Source organism: Allorhizobium sp. Av2, assembly GCF_021462805.2.
In the GTDB taxonomy this organism is placed as follows: Bacteria; Pseudomonadota; Alphaproteobacteria; order Rhizobiales; family Rhizobiaceae; genus Allorhizobium; species Allorhizobium vitis_G.
Window position 1 is genome coordinate 1,042,501 of sequence record NZ_CP192697.1, and the last position, 18,836, is coordinate 1,061,336.

At 58.5% G+C, this 18,836-nt stretch carries 11 protein-coding genes, 1 tRNA gene, 2 rRNA genes and 1 pseudogene (1 of these 15 running past the window's edge); 6 read left to right on the top strand and 9 right to left on the bottom strand.

Annotation, left to right across the window (positions count from 1 at the left end; genetic code table 11):
- The 3 genes from FS819_RS22435 to FS819_RS22445 form a co-directional block, all read left to right on the top strand.
- Window positions 1-1,534 (top strand): 23S ribosomal RNA (locus FS819_RS22435); it begins 1,265 nt to the left of the window's first position.
- Between the two features lie 340 nt (window positions 1,535-1,874).
- Window positions 1,875-1,989, top strand: a 5S ribosomal RNA gene (gene rrf / locus FS819_RS22440).
- Between the two features lie 130 nt (window positions 1,990-2,119).
- Window positions 2,120-2,196: transfer RNA gene (locus FS819_RS22445), tRNA-Met, on the top strand.
- A gap of 20 nt (window positions 2,197-2,216) precedes the next feature.
- Here FS819_RS22445 and FS819_RS22450 read toward each other — a convergent pair.
- Together FS819_RS22450 and FS819_RS22455 are read right to left on the bottom strand one after the other, a co-directional pair.
- Window positions 2,217-2,909 carry a hypothetical protein gene (locus FS819_RS22450; protein WP_156551626.1) on the bottom strand — a complete coding sequence of 231 codons (693 nt, stop codon included), beginning with the start codon at window positions 2,907-2,909 and terminating at the stop codon, window positions 2,217-2,219.
- Between the two features lie 43 nt (window positions 2,910-2,952).
- On the bottom strand, window positions 2,953-4,491 hold the full coding sequence (locus FS819_RS22455) for an IS3 family transposase (RefSeq protein ID WP_234625165.1): 1,539 nt from the start codon (window positions 4,489-4,491) through the stop codon (window positions 2,953-2,955).
- On the opposite strand from FS819_RS22455, the gene FS819_RS22460 reads away from it, so the two are divergent.
- From FS819_RS22460 to FS819_RS22470, 3 genes and pseudogenes are all read left to right on the top strand, one after another.
- Complete coding sequence (locus FS819_RS22460) at window positions 4,490-4,663, top strand: hypothetical protein (protein ID WP_498724654.1); 174 nt, start codon at window positions 4,490-4,492, stop codon at window positions 4,661-4,663. The two genes, FS819_RS22455 and FS819_RS22460, sit on opposite strands and share 2 nt — an antisense overlap.
- Before the next feature lie 61 nt (window positions 4,664-4,724).
- Window positions 4,725-5,950 (top strand): annotated as a pseudogene (locus FS819_RS22465) (IS3 family transposase).
- A gap of 518 nt (window positions 5,951-6,468) precedes the next feature.
- A complete protein-coding gene (locus FS819_RS22470; RefSeq protein WP_156549444.1) occupies window positions 6,469-7,611 on the top strand; it encodes a polysaccharide biosynthesis/export family protein in 1,143 nt (380 codons plus the stop codon).
- A 167-nt stretch (window positions 7,612-7,778) separates the two neighbouring features.
- Here the strand turns inward: FS819_RS22470 and FS819_RS22475 are convergent, their stop codons facing one another.
- The 7 genes from FS819_RS22475 to tssG form a co-directional block, all read right to left on the bottom strand.
- Complete coding sequence (locus tag FS819_RS22475; protein ID WP_156549446.1) at window positions 7,779-8,666, bottom strand: protein kinase domain-containing protein; 888 nt, start codon at window positions 8,664-8,666, stop codon at window positions 7,779-7,781.
- A complete protein-coding gene (tagF, locus tag FS819_RS22480; protein WP_156549448.1) occupies window positions 8,653-10,110 on the bottom strand; it encodes a type VI secretion system-associated protein TagF in 1,458 nt (485 codons plus the stop codon). Before tagF ends, FS819_RS22475 begins: the two co-directional genes overlap by 14 nt.
- 100 nt (window positions 10,111-10,210) lie before the next feature.
- On the bottom strand, window positions 10,211-13,708 hold the full coding sequence (tssM, locus tag FS819_RS22485; RefSeq protein WP_234624706.1) for a type VI secretion system membrane subunit TssM: 3,498 nt from the start codon (window positions 13,706-13,708) through the stop codon (window positions 10,211-10,213).
- On the bottom strand, window positions 13,708-15,243 hold the full coding sequence (gene tssL, locus FS819_RS22490) for a type VI secretion system protein TssL, long form (protein ID WP_156549450.1): 1,536 nt from the start codon (window positions 15,241-15,243) through the stop codon (window positions 13,708-13,710). The genes tssM and tssL overlap by 1 nt, the downstream gene beginning before the upstream one ends.
- Complete coding sequence (gene tssK / locus FS819_RS22495) at window positions 15,240-16,580, bottom strand: type VI secretion system baseplate subunit TssK (protein WP_070163230.1); 1,341 nt, start codon at window positions 16,578-16,580, stop codon at window positions 15,240-15,242. Before tssK ends, tssL begins: the two co-directional genes overlap by 4 nt.
- Complete coding sequence (locus FS819_RS22500) at window positions 16,570-17,829, bottom strand: FHA domain-containing protein (RefSeq protein WP_156549452.1); 1,260 nt, start codon at window positions 17,827-17,829, stop codon at window positions 16,570-16,572. The genes tssK and FS819_RS22500 overlap by 11 nt, the downstream gene beginning before the upstream one ends.
- Window positions 17,826-18,836 (bottom strand): type VI secretion system baseplate subunit TssG, encoded by a 1,011-nt coding sequence (tssG, locus tag FS819_RS22505; RefSeq protein ID WP_156549454.1) that lies wholly within the window; start codon window positions 18,834-18,836, stop codon window positions 17,826-17,828. Before tssG ends, FS819_RS22500 begins: the two co-directional genes overlap by 4 nt.

Below are 18,836 nucleotides of genomic sequence, written 5' to 3' on the forward strand. Positions count from 1 at the left end.
AGACATCCTGGAGGTATCGGAAGTGCGAATGTTGACATGAGTAACGATAAAGGGGGTGAGAGACCCCCTCGCCGAAAGACCAAGGGTTCCTGCTTAAAGTTAATCTGAGCAGGGTTAGCCGGCCCCTAAGGCGAGGCAGAAATGCGTAGTCGATGGGAACCACGTTAATATTCGTGGGCCTGGTGGTAGTGACGGATCACACAAATTGTACAGTCTTACTGGATTGATTGTGCAGTGGAGTGGTTCCAGGAAATAGCTCCACCGTATAGACCGTACCCGAAACCGACACAGGTGGTCAGGTAGAGTATACCAAGGCGCTTGAGAGAACTATGTTGAAGGAACTCGGCAAATTGCACGCGTAACTTCGGAAGAAGCGTGACCCCTTTTTACGCAAGTGGAGAGGGGTGGCACAGACCAGGGGGTAGCGACTGTTTATCAAAAACACAGGGCTCTGCGAAGTCGCAAGACGACGTATAGGGTCTGACGCCTGCCCGGTGCTGGAAGGTTAAAAGGAGAGGTGCAAGCTTTGAATTGAAGCCCCAGTAAACGGCGGCCGTAACTATAACGGTCCTAAGGTAGCGAAATTCCTTGTCGGGTAAGTTCCGACCTGCACGAATGGCGTAACGACTTCCCCGCTGTCTCCAACATAGACTCAGTGAAATTGAATTCCCCGTGAAGATGCGGGGTTCCTGCGGTCAGACGGAAAGACCCCGTGCACCTTTACTATAGCTTTACACTGGCATTCGTGTCGGCATGTGTAGGATAGGTGGTAGGCTTTGAAGCTTGGACGCCAGTTCGAGTGGAGCCATCCTTGAAATACCACCCTTATCGTCATGGATGTCTAACCGCGGTCCGTTATCCGGATCCGGGACAGTGTATGGTGGGTAGTTTGACTGGGGCGGTCGCCTCCGAAAGAGTAACGGAGGCGCGCGATGGTGGGCTCAGACCGGTCGGAAATCGGTCGTCGAGTGCAATGGCATAAGCCCGCCTGACTGCGAGACTGACAAGTCGAGCAGAGACGAAAGTCGGTCATAGTGATCCGGTGGTCCCGCGTGGAAGGGCCATCGCTCAACGGATAAAAGGTACGCCGGGGATAACAGGCTGATGACCCCCAAGAGTCCATATCGACGGGGTTGTTTGGCACCTCGATGTCGGCTCATCGCATCCTGGGGCTGGAGCAGGTCCCAAGGGTTTGGCTGTTCGCCAATTAAAGCGGTACGTGAGCTGGGTTCAGAACGTCGTGAGACAGTTCGGTCCCTATCTGCCGTGGGTGTAGGAATATTGACAGGATCTGTCCCTAGTACGAGAGGACCGGGATGGACATATCTCTGGTGGACCTGTTGTCGTGCCAACGGCATAGCAGGGTAGCTATATATGGAATGGATAACCGCTGAAGGCATCTAAGCGGGAAACCAACCTGAAAACGAGTATTCCCTATCAGAGCCGTGGAAGACGACCACGTTGATAGGACGGGTGTGGAAGCAGGGTAACCTGCGAAGCTTACCGTTACTAATAGCTCGATTGGCTTAATCGTTCTCATTGACCATGCTCATCAAAGCCTTCGGCTTTGATGATGCCATCTGTTTTGTCCTGACGCTGTCGGCTCTTTGAGCCTTCGCTGCGGACGGCCCGCACCATCAGGTGCGACGGCCCTTGGCCTTGCGAGCGGAGCTCGTCACGGCCACGGAAACAAAAAAGACGTGTTCACACAATAAGAAAACGGGCAACGCCCACCAGCTTCTCAATTATGCAAAGCATCAATACGGTTCCGTATCAACGCTTTGGCACCCTTCTGAGCGCAAGCGAAGAAGATGGGTTTGCCAAAGAAAAGGGAACAATGTTGATGCGAGAGCATCAACATTGCCCTTAGCTGACCTGGTGGTCATGGCGGGGCGGCCGCACCCGTTCCCATTCCGAACACGGCCGTGAAACGCCCCTGCGCCAATGGTACTTCGTCTTAAGACGCGGGAGAGTAGGTCGCTGCCAGGTCTGCTAATGGCAATGTTGTAAAGACATCAATCAAATCAATCATCTTCTCTCCAAAAATTCGGCCCTGCCGACAACAAAAAGGGTCGCATAAAGCGACCCTTCTTACGTTGAAAAATACACTAAAATATAACGCGGGGTGGAGCAGCCCGGTAGCTCGTCAGGCTCATAACCTGAAGGCCGCAGGTTCAAATCCTGCCCCCGCAACCAAATAAATCACCGCAATACCATCAAAGCCCCTCAACCGCAGGGGCTTTTTTGCGTTGCTTGGCTTCAATCCCACCGGCGCGGCGGCCCATGAGTTCTTCGAGGATTACCCTCTCATTCAGAAACTCGGGCTTCTTCTTGCCTGATGCGAAGGTGAGGATCGCGGCCAGATCGCCGCGCAGCACGATCACCAATTCCGCACCATCGGGCACGAGATCGATGAGACTGACCAGCGTGCGGAGTTTGTCGGCCGCCAGTGCCCGCGTCTCCTCGTTGCCAAGCTGCCTGTGTAGAGCAGCGATCTCCTCATGATAATACTTCGCTAGATTGGGATGCAGCAGGGGAGGCGGTTCTTCTGCGCCGTCGAGGAAGCCGGCCAGCTCTTTCTTGCGGGCTTCGAGCGCCACCATCTTCGCGTTGATCCTGTCGGCAGCACCACCCTTCAGAATAAGGTCGAGAAGGGTATCGAGCTCGCGGTCGATCCGTTTGATCTCGGCGGCCGATGAATCGAGCGACGCGCGGGCTTCCATTCGCGCCTTGTTCATTTCAAGTGTGAACTCTTCGCAAAACTCCTTGTAGAGGTCCGGTTCCATCAGATGCTTGTCGAGCCCGTTAAGAACGGGTTGTTCGAGCGTGTCGCGGCGGATGTTCAGCCGATTTTCACAAGTCCCCTTGGTCCGGGCATTGGTGCAGCCGAGCATGTCCTTCGAAATCATCGAATATCCGCCACCGGGGGTGCGGATAAAAAGTTGGACTGCTTCATAATAACAGGCCGAGGCTTTTACGATATTCGACCGGGCTGAGCGATCCCAGCGATATCTTGATACGCTTCTCATTGTACCATCGGATATAGGCATCCACCTCAGCCACGAACTGTTCGATTGTGATGGCCTTCCAGTCTCGTGGATAGAAGAGCTCGGTTTTCAACCGACCGAAGAACCCTTCGCACGCGGCGTTGTCTTGCGAGCAACCCTTTCGGGACATCGAGCGAACCAGTCTTGCTTCGCTGATACGGGTTAACCAGCCGGGCCATCGATAATGGGCTCCGCGATCAGAATGGATGATTGTCCGTTCCTCGCCGTTGGCGACGGTTCCGATGGCTGCATCCAGCATGGTGTTGACAAGCCCCGCATCTGGTTGCGTTCCGATCGACCAACTGATGACCATGCCGTCAAAGCAATCGATGATAGGCGAAAGGTACACCTTGCCAGCTGGGATCTGGAACTCGGTGATGTCTGTCAGCCACTTCACGTTCGGCGCTTTTGCATGGAAGTCGCGATTGATCAGGTTCTCGGGCGCTGGACTGATCTCTCCCAGATAGGATCCAAACCGCCGTCGACGCGGCCTGGCAACGACCAACTGCTCCTGCTTCATCAATCGCTGGACAACCTTTTCCGAGATTATCACGCTCTGTCTGGCCAGCGACGCCTGCAGTCGTCGATAACCGTAGCAACGACGGTTCGCTTCAAAGATCTCCGCTAGGCTGTGGCGGACGGCGGCATACTTGTCTGCCAGGCACATGCGGGCGCGATGGTAGAAGTAGGAGCTGCGGGCAATCCGAAGCTGGGCAAGCAGCTCTGGCAAGCGATAAACTTCCTTAAGGGCGTCAATCAGTTGTGTCTTCTCCCGATTACTCAGGATCTGCGGATCGACGCCCAGGTCTTTTTTTAGGAGTTCGTTGGCCTTCTTCAGGAGATCATGCTCGAGTTGTAACTGGCGGACATCACGCTGGAGGGCTTCAAGCTGTCGCTCGAGCTCTTCACGTTCAGGCACCTTGGGGTTGGATTTGCGGCGTTTCATGGATGAGGGAGCCTCGTGACCGAGTAGCTGATCTTTCCAGCTGTACAGTGTCGGCCTTGAGACGCCCAGTCGGTCAGCTACCTGTTGAGCGCTTTCATCTCCACTGCATAATCCGATGACCCCCGCTTGCCGGACCTCCTCGCAATAGCCAGGGTGCCACGATCGACCGACCATCGATGTCCGCGCCTCCGGAAACGCCTCACGAACCCATGCGGTTAGAGTTCCTCGACCAGGGTAACCAAGCGCCCTCATCGTCGAAGAGATGCAACGATCGTGAGTGCGGTAATGCTCAAGGGCAGCCTGCTTTTGAGCCTCGGAAAACTTTGGCGGTCGAGCTACCGCCTGAACACGCAAGTCGTGATTCTCGACGTACTCGCGGTACCAGCCCCTCAGGGCATTTTTCGTGGGATAACCCAACTGGCGAATGGTCGCCTTGAGCCGCTTGCCAAGTCGGATATAGAGCTCAACAGCTCGAAGTCTGTCTGCGTAGGAATACATGAACTACCTCCTGGTGGTCCAAGTTTTCGTCCGCACCCCCAACGGGTCAGTTCTCATTGAAAATCAACAGCTTGGGATAGAGTTGGGAGAGCTCAAGACCTTTGCCCGCGATCTGATGGGAGATATGGAGCGTGATCTTGGCACAAAGCTCGATTGGATTGGCGTCGATTGACCTTGCCCCGTTTAAATAATCCATTTTGAAGTAAGCTCTGGCCCATTGAGAGGACCAGGGAATGAAGCGCAACCGTTTTACAGACGAACAGATCATCGGCATTCTGAAGGAGCATGAGGCGGGCACGCCGGTCTCGGAGCTTTGCCGCAAGCGCGGTGTCAGTGATGCGAGCATCTACAAGTGGAAGGCCAAGTTCGGCGGCATGGACGTATCCGAAGCCAAGAGGCTGAAGAAGCTAGAAGATGAGAACGCGAAGTTGAAACGGCTACTGGCAGACGCCATGCTCGACAATGCCGCTTTGAAAGACCTTTTGGGAAAGAAGTGGTGACGCCCGCAGCCAAGCGGAAAGCTGTCGCACATCTGATAGATCATCACCAGATGAGCGAACCATTGCCCGGCAGGCGGTGTTTACACCGCTGAGAGGGGCGGGCGTGTAAAGCCATCGGCTTTTGCCGGATGACGATCCGTTATGAAACCAGGCGCAGCGATGACCATGATCTTCGCGAGCGAATGAAGGCGCTGGCGCATGAACGCCGCCGCTTTGGATATCGGCGCCTTCATGTGCTGCTCAGACGCGAGGGCCACCTTGTGAACCACAAGAAGCTCTTCCGGCTCTATCGGGAGGAGAGGCTTACTGTGCGCAAGCGTGGCGGACGTAAGCGGGCGATAGGCACCCGAGCGCCGATGTTGATCCCGACGGCTGCCAATGATCGCTGGTCGCTGGACTTCGTGTCGGATCAACTCACTGATGGCCGCAGGTTCCGGATTCTGACGGTCGTGGATGACTGCACAAGGGAATGCCTGGCTCTCGTCACCGATACGTCCCTTTCCGGGCTACGGGTTGCCCGTGAGTTTGATCGGATCATCGAAGCACGCGGCAAGCCGAAGATGATCGTCAGTGACAACGGCAGTGAGTTCACCAGTAACGCAATCCTGCATTGGGCGGATCGGACCAAAGTGGAATGGCACTACATCGCCCCTGGCAAACCAATCCAGAACGCTTTTATCGAAAGCTTCAATGGACGGCTACGAGACGAACTCCTGAATGAAACCCTCTTCTCGTCATTGATCCATGCGCGATCAGAGCTTTCAAATTGGCGAGGCGATTACAACGAGCATCGACCACACTCTGGACTTGGCTGGATGACTCCTGCCGAGTTCGCTCAAACCATCAACCCGCGACGTGATGCGGTGCTGCGCAGCCGAAATGGCTCCGCACCGCAACCCGCCGCTACCGCACCAAATACAGCAACCCAAAACCGCCGGAGCGAACTCAAAACTGGATAAAACTTGGGGGCAAGGTCAACACCATGCCACTCGAAGACATTAAAGAGGGCTTCAAGCTGATGCATTCCGGCGAAAGCATCAGCAGCGTGGTTCTGTAGTTCGCCACGAAACCGATCTCACCGAAAGTCGCCTGGTGCCATCCTGCTGAGCCGCGACACCTGTCGTCGACCGGAGAATGGCACGGACGAACTTGATAATTGTTAGTTTGCTTATGGTCGACGCTACACAATCGCCCTTCGCGATGACGTCTTTGGAATGTAGCTGCATTCTCCGCGAATTGCTTGGCGTCTGTCCCGTTCAAATACACCTGACAGACTCTCAACATCCTCAATGTGGTTCTTAACGTCGCAGCAATTGCTGGACGTGAGCTATCTTCGATTTCCACTCTTGGGGTTGCGCAAAAGCAACATGTGTTTTTTGAATGTCGTTTTTGCGGCATTTGTCGTTTTTTGCAATTGTTAGTTAGACATCTGCTGCTATCTATTTTTTCTATTGATTCTTGGATTTTGGAGCAGCGAATGCGCAAGGTTTTGCCAGTTCTTTTGATTGCGATTTTGTCGAGCTGTGCAAAACCATCGGATGGACCAAGTGCTGGGGCCATCCGGTCTGCGACGTTCCCGGGCAGTTCAAGCAAAGTGCCGGTAATTGAGCTTTCCAAGGCGCCAGCGGTCACGGCTGTCGCACCGCAGTCTGGTTATTCGGCCTCCGAGCCGGGCTTGTCTGTGCTTCGTGGCGCCTATAATCAACAGAGGCTGCGACCGGGCGATGTGTTTGACGTGACCTTGCTGGACACTGGCGAAGAAGGTTTGTTTTCCTCCACCCATAGCAGCACCCTTAATCTTGGTCGCTTCACTGTGGATCCCCAAGGTAGCGTCACCATGCCCTTCGTTGGCAAGCAGCGGGTGACGGATTCCACCCCGGAAGGCCTACAAAATCGTATTGTCCAGGGCATGAAAGGCTCGGCGGTTAACCCACAGGCCGTCGTGACGGTTGTGGACAAACCGTCCAGCGCCGTTCTGGTCAGCGGTGGTGTCAAGACCCCCGGAAAAGTGGCGCTGACAGCGCGGCGCGAGCGGGTTCTGGATATCATTTCGCAGTCAGGCGGGGCGTCTGTCGCACCGCAGGCCGCCAAGGTTACCGTGGTGCGCGGTCGCGAACGTGCGACCACGACGCTGGATCGGGTGATGAGCGATGAAAAACAGAATATCGTCCTGCTGCCCGGCGACCAGGTGATCGTCGATGGTGAACCGGCCAGCTATACGGCCCTCGGCGCCTTCAAAAGCACGGGTGAATTCCAGTTCGAAACCGGCAAACTCACCCTGGCTCAGGCGGTTGGCCGGGCTGGCGGATTGCTGGATGACCGGGCCGACGCCCGCAATGTCTATGTGTTCCGCAACCAATTGATCCAGGTTCCGGCATCGACGGTGACCGCAAGCGGCGCCAAGGGACCGGTAGCTATGACCACCAGCAGCAAGCCGGTGATCTACCATGTCAACATGAAGGACGCCTCCAGCATCATGCTGATGCAGCTGTTCCAGATGCAGAAGGGCGACGTGCTCTATGCCAGCAATTCGGGCATGGTTGATGCCGCCAAGTTGTTGACCGTTTACCAGAAAGTGCCATCAACATCGGCGGCACCGCTCCCCGGCTCCTCCAATTGAGCCTTGTAAGCTGAACCAACGGGCTGCTGGTTCTATGATTGAAAATGACCGTTAGAACTCCGGTCTTGGACACCTCAAATTCTTGACGGATTTGAGGTGTCTTCAATGCTTTGAGGGCGAGAACGCGTAAGCGTTGTTACGCTTTGATATCATTCCGTTGCCCCTATCTACGAGAGTTTCGCCAAGGCTTCTCTGGCAGTCTTTGGCCTGTTGGCAGGATCGACGCTACAGAGGTGATCCGCGAGCTGTGCAAGATCGACGTTCTGGCCTTCAGGCGCGGTGTCGAGCATTCGTAAGAGCACGCGACCTGCGCCGTAGAGATCCATCGTCGCCGATGCCTTGCTGGAAGTATTTTGTTCCGGGGCGCGATATTGTGGGGAGCCAACCTCTGCAAGACCGAGATCGGCCCAGCTAGCACCGCATTCTATGGTCAAACCAAAGTCGGCTAATCTTGCTATCCGCTGCTGCTGATCGAGAATGATGTTGCCAGGGGTAACATCACCGTGGACAAGACCGCGATCATGCAAAGCCGCAAGTGCCGTCAGCAGATCATGCAGGATTTGGGCTATGTCTAGGTCTGTTTCATCTGCCTTCTCCAGCCTCTCGCGCAGCGAATACCCAGCCCAGGGCTGGATGAGGCCTGGGCTGCCATCGTCCAGTCGCAACAGCATTGTGGTGCCGACCAAACTGGAATGGTGCAAGTTGAGGCCGATCCGGGCTTCACGGATCAGCAGTTCGGCCTGGCTGGCTGACGAAGCCCCATCCGTGGTCAGTGTTTTCAGGACATAAGCGGTTCCCAGATCCCGGTGCCGTAATCTCAGAACGCGGCTATGGCGTCCCTCGTAAAGCAGGGTTTCGACGGCAAATGTTCCTGCAATGAAGGTGGGGTCTGAGGGAGCCAATGTTTCGGCCCGCCGGTCGAGGGCGTTTCTCAACTGGTCGATCAGCAGCCGCTGCTCCCCGTCAGTATGGGGTGTCTCCCTATCCCCGCGCACCGCTTGTATCAGCGCGTTGAAACGGGCGGCAACTTCGTTGAAACCGTCAGGCAGAGGCATCGGTACGCGCCAGGCTCACGACGATAGCGCTCACATTTTCGCGCACATTGGCAATCAAAGCCTCCTGAACCAGCCGCTCGGCACTTTCGGCATCGGTGCATTGGTGCAGAATTTCCGCAACGGTGCGCTCCGTCAGGACCTGGATCAGCGGAAAACTGCATAACAACAGACGATCGCCCGGTAATATGTCGGTGGTCAGCGTTTCCGGCAAAAATTGCTGATCCAATCCAACCCCACGCCGCAGTCGTTTTTGCAGGCCGATGGCTATATGGTCGCGGGTCAGTGGTACCATTGTGCCGTCACGCAACAGATAGGCCCTGGCATCCCCCGCCCACACCAGCAGAAGTTGATGACTCACCAAGGCTGCAACAATAACGCTTGCAGCGGGTGCGGTTCCGTCTGTGCGTTGCGTGCGGGCTTGCAACAGGCTATTGGCCCGGCCAAGCTTGCCTTTGATTTCCTGCAACATGGTGTCCAGATCGGCGGTCTCACCGATTTCGGCCAGTTGGCCGGCAGTATAGCGTGCGGCTTCCTGCGACGCGGTGTCATCTCCGACACCGTCGGCAATGGCGAAAATCCTCGGTTTTTCGCAGATGAATAGCCCGTCCGCATTGATCGAAAACCGCGTACCGGCATGGGTGGCGTAACTGTAACGTAGCCCTGCTGTTTGCGGCTCAGCTGTTTTAGGGTCTCTGGGTGGCTTATCCGGGCTTGGAGCGGCCCGTTGAGGTGCAGGTTTTGCCTCGGCTGGTATCGGGACTGACGCTGGGGCCCGGGCTGTGGCAGGGGTGGACGCGGTATTGTCTTGCGGTCGGGACATAAGACCGGCGCTTTGCCGGAAAAGCCGCAGAAAGTCCTCGGCTTTCATCTGGCTTGAAAAGCGAAGTCCCTGCGGTTTTGAGGTTTGCGGGTCGATATACCACCAGAGCGCGGTGCCATCCTTGCTGGCTGAGGCGGTGCCTTCTTCCTCCTGGGGACGCGGCATACGCATGCGCTTCAGGGTTTCAGTAAAGCGGTTAATGTCGAATTCCCGCGTCATCGTTGATTCAGCTAGGCCTTCGGCGGCCATGAACCAGGTATTGTCCAGAAACAGCGTGCGGGGATGGTGGGTGAAACGGTGCATCTGCGCCATGATGATCAGCGGAAAACTGCGACCAACCCGATCACGGCTGGCCAGCATGACACCCGCATGAGCAACCTGGCCCCAGACGCCTTTTTCGACGATGAACCGCCAAGGAGGCGATGCACTGAACAGCTCCGGCCAGGCCGCGCCGAATTCCTGTTCACAGGCATGCAAGCCGCCGCGGATCCAGCCATCGAGCGTCGCGACCATTTCCCGTTCCAGGCCTTCCGAGAGGAAATCCCCATGGCTTGGTAATTTGCCGAAAAACCCGATCCGGTCCTGACCGGCGGGCTTTTCTGTCTGGGCAGGTCGCAATGCCATGGCTTGCCTCTTCCTCAGGATGCATCCCGGCGGAGTGATCCGGGGTGCCTTTGACAGGGAGGTATGACCCGGCCATCATGCCGGGTCGTACGATTGCGGGTCAGAACTGGGTCGGGCAGGTAAATTCGGACAGCGCCTTCAGCCTGAAGGCATTCAGCACCGAACCGAACTGCACATCGAATTCCGCCACCTGGTTATCGTTGGTGAATTTCGCCCGGAACAGATCGTCGCCTTGGTTTTGGATATTTGCATCGTCAAACAGGCGGAAAGGCGACCAGTCGCCATTTTCTGTTTTCGCCTGTTGCCAGCCGCCGGGCTGGAAGGCAATCCGCGACATGCTGGCGGCATCCTTCGATGGCCATGTTATGGTTTTCGCCTGGACTGGCCCATGGAAGTATACCACCCGTTCGCCCTGGATTTCCAGCATCACCGCCGTCGAGGTCTCGCCAAGCGACACCGGCTTGACATTGATGGCAATCGCCGGCGTCTCGCTGCCATTCGGGAAGAAGGCGCGGAAGATCTGGTCGGCCCTTTCAAACTCGGCAATACCCTCGCTGGGAATGCCTGCCGCGCCGAAGGTGCCTTTCCAGCCCCACGGGGAGATCGACTGATCGACGAAGGGCTCCATCCTTTGCTTGAAGAAGGTCTGGAACAGGCCCTTCGGTCCAAAAAGCCGGATGAAGTCGTTCATGGCGACATCGCGGCTGGAGGCGCGGTCGAAGGGATAGCGGCCCGTGACGATGGAGCCGCACAGGCCTGCCCCTTCGCTCGACCATAGGTCGCCAATCCGGCTGCGGGCCGATTTGACGGCAAGTGAGCCAGTATCGGCGGCAAGTCCGGCCATCCAGCCATCCAGCGGTCCCGGCAGGCGGCGGGCATCCTGGAGCAGGTCCTGATTGGCCCGTGTCAGTTGGCTATCGACATCGAACACTTTCGCTACCTCTGCTGAGGACGTAACCGAGCGGGCGAGCTGGTCATGCAGCGCCGTGATGACAGGCAATATCGCCTCGACCTGGGAGGCGGGCTTGTCCTGATTGCCTGTTGTGGCCTTGCGGTTATCGTCTGCGGCAGGCGTGTCCAGCGCCTCGCGCAAGCGGCTATAGGGATCGGGCGCGGCCATGGAGGATGCCAGCATGGCGGCCACCGTGTCACCGCTTGCAGATGAGACCAACGTGGTCATGCCCGCCGTATCGCCCTTCGGGCGCAAATCCGTTGCATCGGCAATCGAGCGGGCTGCCTGGGCGACGATATTGCGGTCATTTGAAAGGATGCGCGTAGTTTCTACCGCATCACCAAGACTTTGCGACGGCCTGACGGCGAGATCCCCCAGCACGGAGGCCCAGCGCTGTTCAAGCCGGTCATAGTAGATCTGCAAGGCCGCCTGGGCTACCGATTCCAGCGTCTGGCCGCGCAATTGCGCATTGGAGCCGCGCACCCATTCTTCTTGCAGCGCTTCGCGGGCGGCGTCGGCAATATGCGGCAGGACGACGGTGCGGTAGCCGGTCGCGGTAAACAATCCCTCGACCCCTTCCGTCAGCAGCGCGCCGGACTTGCGGATGAAGGCTTTCTCCCCCAGCGCGCCAAAGGCAAGCGATGGCTGCCACGGCATCAGCGCCTGCGCTTGTTTCGATCCGGCGAGGATGTCGAAAGCCCGTTCGGCAACGGTCTGGTTGCGGATGGTGTTGCGGGCCTTTTCAATAAGCCGCTTGTCGATTTCGACCGGCGGCAATACGCCTGCCGCCATGGCGCTGGCATGCTGGATCAGCGCTTTGCGGGCCGCTGTCCGGCCTTCGCCCGGATAAAGGGCGTTAAACATCTGGGTTGCCTGGGCAGAGACGAATTCCCGGTCGAGCCGCCCCAGTCCGCCGAGCATTTCATACAGCTTCAGCGCATTGAAGGTTCGCGTGACATCGCTTTCGCCGGTCAGGTCCTTTTGCAATTGTACCAGCATCCGGGGCAGCAAAAGGCTGTTCAGAGCGCGCTGATAGGCGTCGCGCTGGCGACCGGCAATCTTGTCGCGCTGGCTGAGACCGAAACTCGCTGCCCAGACATAGCGGGTGTCAAAACCGGTTGGAACTGCACGCAGATTGTCCAGCGCGGGCAGAACACGCAGAAAATCGGCATCCGACACATTGCGCACCGGTACATCCTGGATCAGCTTGTCATAGGCGTTCAGATGGTCTTCGGCCTGGGCAAGAGCGGCCCGGTTCTGGAAAAACGTCATGGTCCACCCGGCAAACACAATGACCACCGCCGCCACTGCCAGCCCCCAGACGGCCTGGCGCAGCAGAACCTGACGGGAGGAAAGGCGCTTGTCGCGGGCAACCAGGGCGGCCTCGTTGAAAATCACCTCGCTGAACAGTTTCGGCAGGAAATAGCTGCGCCGTGTCCGGTTGGCATTCGCATTGGTGCGGGTGAGGTTTTCCTCCGGCTGCGTAGCAGAGACGAAGTAAATGCCACGGATCAGGGGCGCCTCGACCAGTGAAGAGCCGGTGCAAAGCTCGCTGATCGCTTCACCGAGCTTTTCCTGCAAACTGGCCAGTTCGGCTGGAAAACGGAAAATCCGGCCGCGGATGTCAGCACTTTGTTCCTGTTGCAGCCGTTCGATCAGCATGGCATCGACACGCTGTTGCAACAGGGCGAATTCCTCGGCAAAACGCTCCGGCAAGGTCTTTGCGCCGTAGCTTTCCTCCAGGCCGAAGGTCGTACCCCAGACCTGTTCGCGGTCGCTCTTGTTGAAACTATCGTAGAATTCCACGAAACCGGTCAGAAGATCGGCCTTGGTCAGCAGGATATAGACCGGAACGCGGGCGCCGAGATGGTCGTCCAGTTCCGCCAGCCGCTTGCGGATCGCCCGCAATTCTTCACGCTGGGCTTCCGGGTCGCGGGTCAACAGGTCGCCGATGGAAAGCGTGAGGAGCGCGCCATTGACCGGCTGCGACCGACGATAACGGCGCAACAGGCCGAGAAACCCTTCCCATCCGGCTTTCGATGATCCATCGAGGTCGTCCTGGGTCGTATAGCGACCGGCGGTGTCGATCATGATCGCCTGATCGGCAAACCACCAATTGCAATTGCGGGTGCCGCCGATGCCTTTGACGGCATCGCTGCCAAGCGCGTCGCCAAGCGGAAATTGCAGGCCTGAATTGGTCAGGGCCGTTGTCTTGCCGGAGCCAGGCGCTCCGAAAATCACATACCAGGGCAGTTCATAGATGTAGCCGAAGCGCTTTTTGGTAATGCGCCGCAGCAAGGCCAAAGCTTCCTTCAGCCGGTTGCTGATTTCGCTGACCTCGGCCTGCTGATTGGCCAGCGCCTGTGCCTCGATACTATCGACCAGTTCCTTGTCCTGGCGCTTGGCGCGCACCATGGTGACGATCATATAGGCCGTCCAGATGGCAAAAATTACCACCATGGTCCAGATGCGGGCAGAGACGCTGGCGAGCGGCTTGAAACTGCCGAAGGCGGCCAGATAGCCGTAGAACCAGATCAGCACGCAAAGGGCGATGACCCAGATCAGCGAGATAAAGCGCCGCCCCACGACACCCGCGTAGGAATCGACATAGGAGCGTATGGTGTAAAACCAGCTGAGTGGATTGATCACGGCTTGGCCCCCTGCTGCGTCTTTATATCTGTGTTCGGCACTTGAGTATTTTGACCGTTGTCTATGCTTTCGACGGGTGGGGTCAGAATGCCGGCATCGGTGATCTTCTCGTCAGGATTGGTCAGAACAAGGATTTCCGTGCGCCGGTTCATTTCACGGCCTTCCGGCGTGTCGTTACCGGCAATCGGGTCGCTATCGGCGCGGCCTTCGGTCAGGATGGCATCCGGTCCGGTAAAGCTGGAAAGGATTTCGCCCACTGCCTTGGCGCGCGCCTCCGACAGGTGCCAGTTGGACGGAAACTGCACGGTCTTGATCGGCACATTATCGGTATAGCCGATCACCACCGCCCGGAATTTTTCCGCCGCCAGCGCCCCGCCGATGCGTTGCAGCAGATCGCGGAACTGGCCCTTCACATCGGCGCTGCCGGTGTCGAACAGGCCGGAATTGTTGATGCGAACACGCAGCCGTCCATTGGCGTCCGACAGCGAGACCAGCTTCTTTTCGACTTCCGGCTGAAGGAAGGTAATGAGGTTTTTCAAGCGGCTTGGCGGCGGCGGTGCCGGGGGCTTGACCGGCTGCGGTTCCGGTTCTTGTGGCGTAACCGTCGACTGGGGCTGCGGTTCCGGCACGGGAACCGTGATCATCACGCCCGGCGCCTCATGCGGACCAAGCCCGGCCAGCCGCTCGAAAGTCCGGTCGGAACTGTCGTTCAGGGTCAGGGTGAAAAACAGGTAGCCAAGCCCAAGCGCCAAGGCCAGCAGCGACAGCACGGTCCACAGCGCCGCCATGGTGCGAAGCGGCTTGTGGCGGGCATGGACACCCTGCCAATGGGGCGAAAGCTCCCGTTCAAACACGCCATATTGGCCAAGCAGGGTCTTGTAGAGACTGTCGCGAATGCGGGAAAGCTCAAGCGGTCCCTTGGAGGAAACGCGGGTGCGGCCTTCGAATGCCAGCGACAGGGACAGGTAGATCAGCAGCAGCAGATCCTTGGCAGACCCAGGCGATTGATGGAAATGATCGAGAATATCGAACACCCTGTCGCCGCCCGTCACGTCATTGTGGAAGGTGGAGACCAGGCCTGAGCGCGCCCATCCGGCCCGCACCCCCCATGGCGTGGACAGAACCACATCGTCGATGGTGGCGCAGACGACATAATGGGCGGCGCGCGCCCGTTCCGGGCTGATACGGGCGCTGGCGAGGTCACGCTCATAGCGGTTGACCGCGTTGATGCAGACCTGGCGCAGTTCCTCGATATCCGGTTGTTCGGCGCGGTAGCGTAGCGCATGGGCAAGGTTGAGCAGCGGTGCTGCCGAGCGCACCAGCACCGGCATTTCGCTGCTGCCGAAGCGGAAATTGTCGATCAGATGCGCGACAGGCATGCGCGCCGTACTATCGGCTGGCACCGGTTGCGATGTTTCGCCGTCGAGCAGGTCGGCGACCTTACGGGCGTTGTCGTCCTGGAGGCGTTTTTCCTCCGTGACTTCCACCACGGTCGGCAGATCCTGCCAGGAAGGAGGCCGTTCGTTGCTCATTCTCTCAAGGCCCACATTTCGAGTTCAAGACCAGGGAAGTCGCCTGCCAGGTGCAGGGCAATCGCCCCGGATGTTTCAAGCTGTTTCCAGAGCGGCGTCTTGGTATCCAGCTCGAAATAGATGGTCCCGGCCCGGTAAGGCAGCTGGCGTGGCAGAACGGGCAGCGGGCGCACTGGAATGCCCGGCAGCGCGACATTGACCAGTTCGGCGATCCGCTCCACCGGCCCGACCTTGATGCGGGCGGGAAGGGTACGGCGCACGTCTTCCGCCGACATGTCTGCCCGCACTGCCAGCACAAAACCAGCATCGCGCAGCAGGCTCCGGTCGTTGATCGTGCCGACCCGAACGCCGTGGCGACGCTCCACCAGCTCGATAGCAACAGCCGATTGCGCCAGCACCGAGGACAGCGAGGTGCGCAAATCCTCGAATACGGCGCCGAACGTCGCCTTCAGATCGTCATGGCGATAGGCCGGAAAATCCGTCGCCCGCTTGCTCTCCATGGTAAACGTGGCCAGCTCACCGGCCAGCTGGATGCATTGCTCGTAAAACTGCATGGGATGCAGGCGGGTGGCATTGGCCAGCGCATGTTTCAACAGCGGATCGGCGCGGTTGAGGATCTGCAACAGAAAGTAATCGCCGACTTCGGCGGTGCCGCGAATGGTTGGATCGCCGATCCGTTCGGCAATCGCTTCTGCTCGGTGCCGGACGATGCCCAGCAATTCGGTCATCAATTCATGCAGCCTTGAAGACGCCGTGCAGTTCAGGCTGGCTGGAATGAAATCCGGATCGAGGAGAACAGCCTTGTCGGAGCGCACCTCGACCACGCGGGCAAGCCCCAGCAGTTCATAACCAGCCAGATCGTCGCCGGTCTTCAACAGTTTCAGGTTCAGACGTCCGACATCGATGGGCGCCAGGAAATCGGTTTCCACATTGGCATCAGGCGCTTCATAGGGTGAAGCAACAAGCCGCACGCTGTTGACCGCCGAGGTGCCAGTCTGGGCCATGTCGGCCTTGCCGGGCTGGCGGGCGGGCAGGGCCAGATAGATCACCGCGTTCTTGACGGATTCGTCCAGCTCCAGGGCGGCTGGCAGGTCGGTATCCTCAGGCGCATCAAAGGGCGTGCCATCCGGCAACATGCCGCGCAGGCCCGATAGCGCAAACTGGCCGATGGCAAGGGCGCTGCGGTCGAGGCCAATTTCCAGAATGCCCCAGGGATAAGGTGTAAGGCTGCGCGCCACCGAGCGCACAAGGCGCTCCGTCCAGCGGTCGGACTGCTGGAAATGTTGGACGCGAAGGAACATGCCTTCGGTCCAGGCAACCCGGTTTTCATGTCTCATTTGATGTTTCAACCCCCATTATCCTGTCAGCCTGAACAGGTGCGGCAGGCTCTTCGGCCTGCTCGCCCATTGCGGCGCGACGCATGAAATCCCTGAATGAAAGAATACGGCCCTCGGCCTGAAACAATTGCCGATAGGCTGCCCAGTAGTCGCGCTCGGCAAGGAAAGGCAGCCGCATCGGCATGTTGGCGTCCACCTTGGCCTCCAGCAGGCGGGGGTCCAGCGAGCGGCCTGCCGCCTGCATCATGGTTTGCAAAATCGCCGCAAAGGCCTCTTGCTGTCCGGCAAAGGCTTCCAGCCGAGCCGCAAGATCGGTTCCGCTGCTGGGCGACAGGGCAGGCACAGCATCACCCGGCAGGTCGAAGGCCGCGATGCTTTCAGCCAGCGCCTCCTGGGCGCGGGCGAGCGCCGCCATCATCCGCTCCGCTTGCAAATCTGAAGCCGATGGGCTCTGTCGCTGATCCGGCTCATGATCCTCGGGATCGGCGAACACAGCGTCAAACTCGTCCTGCGGTTTTGACCGCTCCTCCTGCGGAGGGGGCAAGTCCTGCGGCGGACGGCGAACGGGTGGCGCGATGGTCACGAAGGTTTTCGGCGCGGCCAGATGTTCCATGGCGCTTCCGCCGGCATCTTCATCGAACCAATTGTCCGGCAGGACGGGTTTCATGCCGTCGGTCTGCGGCGGACCGCTCCAGCCGATATCGACATGACGGGTAAAGCTCTTTTCCTTGTCCGCCCGACGGTCAGATTGTGTGGCTCCTCCAGACATGCCTCGCTCTGAGGGCCGAGGTTGCTTCCACGGTTCCTCCACCTGCCGGTCTCCCAAAAGGCCGCGGGCGGTGGTGCCATTCGGGGCGATATCGGCAAGAATCGAGGAAATCGTCAGCGTCTCACTGCTGAGCGGCATGGTTGGATCGGGATCAACCGCTTCGGGCGCCGCCTCGCCGGTGATCGAAACGGTAAAGCGATAGCCGCGCACATCGATGCTGGCACCGTGTTTGAGCCGGATCGTATCGCCTTCCAGCAGCAGCTTGCCATCGACCAATGTACCATTGGCGCTCTGGTCGCTCAGGACATAACCGTCCCGGTCCCGGCTGATGGTGCAATGCAGTTTGGAGACGCGGCATTCATTGTCCGTCACTTGCCAATCGCAGGCAGGGGCGCGGCCAATGGTGCGGCGGCCATAGTCCAGCGTCCAGGTGGTCTGGCCTTTGGTAACTGGCTTTTCGGGGCGAAGTTCCAGCTTCATGCCCGGCCTCCCTGCGGCATGGCCTGATATTCGGTGACTACGGCATCGCGGCTGTCACTGCTTGCCGGGGCCAGCCGCGCCCAGCTGTTCCAGCCGAGCCGGGCAGGCATGGTCGCAGACCCCATCTGACAAAAAGGAATGTCTTCTTTCTTCAGGACGACCTGGGCATCGATATCGAAGCCGTTGCCGATAAACAGCCGGGTGAGGGCGAAGATTTCCGCAAGACGCGGCTTGCCAGGCGACAGGCTGATATAATCGTCATAGCCAACCGGACCGATGACGAGCCTCAGCGCTCCGCTCCGGTCCATGACGGATGCACCCGCCATAGCATTGACGCCGAGCCTTGGCCCGGACCCCTTGCCCATCTGGCTCAACTCGGCGGACGGAATGGAGACCCAGCGCGGGCGGAATTGTTCAATCGCCACCGCCATGCCGGTAAATTCCTCCAGCATGGCTCGAAGACTGGCGACATTGCGGGTACGATCGGCAAAAAATCCGGAAAACCGCAGGATCACATCTTCATCGACACCGGCTTTTTCGACCAGTCCGGCGGTGCCGAAGCCGGTCAGCGATAGCAGCACTTTGCGGAAGGTGTTTTGTTCCTTGGTGGCGCTCCAGCGCAGCCGCCGCGCCAACCGGTATTTTTCGCAGGCCGCCACGAACAGTTCGGAAAACCGGATGGCAAACAGGTTGAGAAAGCTGATCAAGGCGCGGGAACGGCGCCGCTCTTCGCGCAGCAGCAATTCGTTATATTCCGGCGGCAGCGCGCCGAGCGGTCCGACCAGTGGCGCAAAAGCCGATTTGACGACATTGCCCTGCAACTTGCGGCGAAAACCGCTGACGGCAAGGGGGGCTGGTTGAATGCCGGAATGGGGACCGACCTCCAGCTCCGTTCCCGATGACAGGTGCTGTGCCACCCGAAATGCCGTGGTTGGTTCAAAATGGCCGGGGTCCTGCTCCAGCAGGCGGGCCAGCTTATCCTCATTGGGTTTGATCTGGATATTCAT